We start from the raw sequence: 3,547 nt of genomic DNA, 5'->3' as shown, positions 1-3,547 counted from the left end.
AAATAATCCAACTCTTTTGTAGTATTATTTTCCTCTGACATAAAATTTATTCACAGTTTGACCATCTTCCAAAAATTACCTACAATTAAAATAAATAAATTTACTAGAAAGGGGTCATACTATGAAGGAAAGAAAACCAAGCTGTAGCGATTGCTCTACTCAAAACTGCTCAAATAGAGACAGCTTATACCCAAAATTTTGCATAACACCAGACTTAACAGAAGGGCAAATAGAAGAAATCAAAAAACTATACACAGAAGACGAACAAAACCACAAGCTAGCAGTAAACTCCGCAGAAATAGAAGGCGACTTCTACGGCAAACTAACTCGTGTAGAAGAGACAGTAGAATTTATAAAAAGAATAGGCGCCAAAAAAGTAGGAATCGCAACATGTGTAGGCCTTATAAAGGAAGCAAAGATATTCGCCAAAATCCTACAACACAACGACATCGATTACTACACAGTAGCCTGTAAGGTAGGTTCTATCAAAAAAGAAGAAATCGGCATAGCAAAAGAACACCACGTAAGACCAGAAGCCGATCACGAATCAATGTGCAACCCTATCCTGCAAGCAAAAATATTAAACGAAGAAAAAACAGATTTAAATGTAGCAATAGGACTTTGCGTAGGCCACGACTCTCTATTTATAAAATACTCAGATGCCCCTGTAACAGTACTGGTTGCAAAGGACAGAGTCACTTGCCACAACCCAGTCGGACCACTTCTTATGAGCGAGTCCTACTACAAGAGCAAACTATTTGGAGAAAAATAAAAATCAAAAAAGGCTGCTACACTAACATCTCCGTGTAACAGCCTCAAAAAGAACTTTTTTATAAATCCTTTACAACCTTATTATATAAATATTTCAAGAATATAACACTAACTACAACTGACATTATCTCAGCAATTGGGAATGACCACCAAACTAAATTTACATTTCCCAATTTTGATAAGAAATAAGCAGCTGGTAGTAAAACTAATAATTGTCTCGCGAAAGAAAGCAGCATACTCAATACACCATTTCCTAAAGCTTGGAACGTTGAAGATGCGATTACACAGAATCCAGCGAACACGAAGCTCAGACTTATAGTTCTAAGCGCTGGTATACCTATTGCTAGCATTTGTTCAGACGCATTGAAGAATCCCAACAAAGTACCAGGTATAGTTTGAAGTATTATAAGCCCTACAAACATTATGCCGACAGCATAGCACACGCTTAATTTTACAGTTTTTACAAGTCTGTCTTTGTTTCTAGCGCCTAAGTTGAATGCAACTATAGGAACCATACCGTTGTTTAAACCAAATATTGGCATAAACACGAAGCTTTGTAGCTTGAAGTAAGCCCCAAATACTGCAACAGCTGTTGATGAGAATGTCATAAGGATTATATTCATTCCGTAAGTCATGACAGATCCTATTGCCACCATCAACACTGAAGGAATACCTACATATAATATTCTTCCTAGATATTTTTTCTCTAATCTAAATCCTTTTAAATGTATATGAATTTCCTTGTTTTTCTTGATATTAAGTATAAGTGCAAATATACCTGCAACTATTTGACCGATAACAGTAGCAACAGCAGCACCGGCGATTCCTAATTTTGGAGCACCAAGTAGACCAAATATTAAGATAGGGTCTAGTATGATATTTATAACTGCACCTGTCAATTGTGTAGTCATCGATAAAATTGTCTTACCTGTTGATTGCAGCAATCTTTCAAATGACATTTGCATATATATACCAAATGAGCAAATACATACTATTCTCAAATATGTTGTTCCATAATCTACTATTTCAGTGATGTCAGTTTGAGTTTCCATGAATTTGTGCACTGCAAATAAACCTATACATAAGAATATTAAATAATTTACAAATTCCAAGAAAATACCGTGAAGAGCCGCCTTGTTTACGCCCTCTTGGTCCTTTTGTCCTAAATTTTTTGAAAGCAATGCATTCATCCCAACTCCGATACCTGTAGCCATACCTATCATAAGGTTTTGCACAGGGAATGCCATAGATACTGCAGTCAGTGCATTTTCGCTAAGCTTTGCAACGAAAATACTGTCTACTACATTGTATAGAGCTTGGACAAGCATTGATATCATCATCGGTAAAGCCATTGATATTAATAGCTTGTTAATGGGCATAGTACCCATTTTATTTTCTGTTTGAATCGTTTTTTCTGCCATTTTGATGTCCTCCTTTTATATTTTTTGTGTTGTCTCTTTAGAAAATCTCTCCAATAAATTGCGTAATAATTCTATTTCCTCATCAGAAAATTTCTCTAATATACTATCTTTGTATTTCTTCACATCGCAATCTACTTCTTTATGAGCTTTTATCCCAGCCTCTGTCAAAACTATCTTGTTTATCCTCTTGTCAGTTGGAATACTCTCTCTCCTTATGTAGCCTTTTTTTTCCAACGAACTTATCATAGTCGACACAGAAGACCTCCTAATATCAAATATTTTTTCTAAATCCCTTTGAAATATATCTCTATTATTTGAATTATCATGTAAATACTTTAAAAAAAACGCCTGAATTCCAGTTAAATCATGCTTGAGTGCGATTTTATCTAGATTTCTCTTGACTTGGTTATCCAACCTATGGATAACTCCAAAAATCTCAATTTTATCCATCAAAAAATTTCCCCTCTCTTTTGTTAGCCTTCTAACGTTAGCCACCTAACAATTCTATACCCTTTTAATTTTATTGTCAACTCAAAAAATAAACTCCCTTGTATAAAAGGAAGTTTACTTCTCATAGCTAATTATTTTCTTTTATCTTATCGGCAAATAATTTTCCAAGTCTCTTCATGCCCTCTTCTATTTTTTCAGGTGGTACAGCACTGAAGCACATACGCATACAGTTATTGCCCTTGTCGCCGCCTTCTACAAAGAACCCTTCACCGGCAACATAAGCTACCTTGTATTTTTCATTAGCCTCCTGAAGAAGCTCTGTAGTGTTTAAATTCAATTCCTCAGGCAACTCTACCCAAGTGAACAAACCGCCGTCTGGATAAGTATGCTTAGTTCCCTCTGGCAAATACTTATCGATACATTCCATCATCTTATCGCGTCTTTCTCTATATAAATCGCAAATCATCTTGTGATGTGCAGGATAATATCCCCTCTTGAAAAACTCAGCACACAACACATCTGAAATCATTCCTGTATGAGAATTTGTAGCAGTTTTTATCTCGTATAATCTGTCTATTATTTCCTTTGTAGCTACTACATATCCAAGTCTACTTCCAGGTGAAAATATCTTAGAAAAACTATTTGCAAGTATAGTATTTCCAGTCTTGTCAAAAGATTTTATAGGAGGTAAATCCTCACCACTGTATCTTATATCTCTATAAGGGTCGTCCTCTAGAATTATCACGTCGTACTTGCTTCCAAGCTCAGCTAATTTCTTTCTTCTCTCTGTGCTCATAGTTATTCCTGTAGGATTTTGGAAAGTAGGTATTGTGTAGACGATTTTAGGGTTGTACTGTTTTATTTTCTCCTCAACATCCTCCATAATAAGCCCATCGTCGTCCATC

4 protein-coding genes are annotated in these 3,547 nt (G+C 35.5%); 1 reads left to right on the top strand and 3 read right to left on the bottom strand.

Features of this window, described 5'->3' with window-relative positions; translation table 11 throughout:
- Positions 1 to 121: 121 nt before the first annotated feature.
- The gene (locus tag MR593_RS07700; RefSeq protein WP_290691601.1) at positions 122 to 772 is read left to right on the top strand and encodes a DUF1847 domain-containing protein; all 651 of its coding nucleotides are present in this window, start codon (positions 122 to 124) and stop codon (positions 770 to 772) included.
- Between the two features lie 58 nt (positions 773 to 830).
- Here the strand turns inward: MR593_RS07700 and MR593_RS07695 are convergent, their stop codons facing one another.
- From MR593_RS07695 to MR593_RS07685, 3 genes are all read right to left on the bottom strand, one after another.
- Positions 831 to 2,192: an MATE family efflux transporter gene (locus MR593_RS07695; RefSeq protein WP_290691599.1), complete on the bottom strand. Its 1,362-nt coding sequence runs from the start codon at positions 2,190 to 2,192 to the stop codon at positions 831 to 833.
- A gap of 15 nt (positions 2,193 to 2,207) precedes the next feature.
- Positions 2,208 to 2,642 carry a MarR family winged helix-turn-helix transcriptional regulator gene (locus MR593_RS07690; RefSeq protein WP_290691598.1) on the bottom strand — a complete coding sequence of 145 codons (435 nt, stop codon included), beginning with the start codon at positions 2,640 to 2,642 and terminating at the stop codon, positions 2,208 to 2,210.
- Between the two features lie 127 nt (positions 2,643 to 2,769).
- On the bottom strand, positions 2,770 to 3,547 hold a 778-nt coding region (locus MR593_RS07685; protein ID WP_290691596.1), incomplete at its 5' end, for an aminotransferase-like domain-containing protein.

The sequence above is a fragment of the Intestinibacter sp. genome, assembly GCF_022780145.1.
GTDB lineage: Bacteria > Bacillota > Clostridia > Peptostreptococcales > Peptostreptococcaceae > Intestinibacter.
This window is presented reverse-complemented; position numbering and strand designations above follow the sequence as displayed.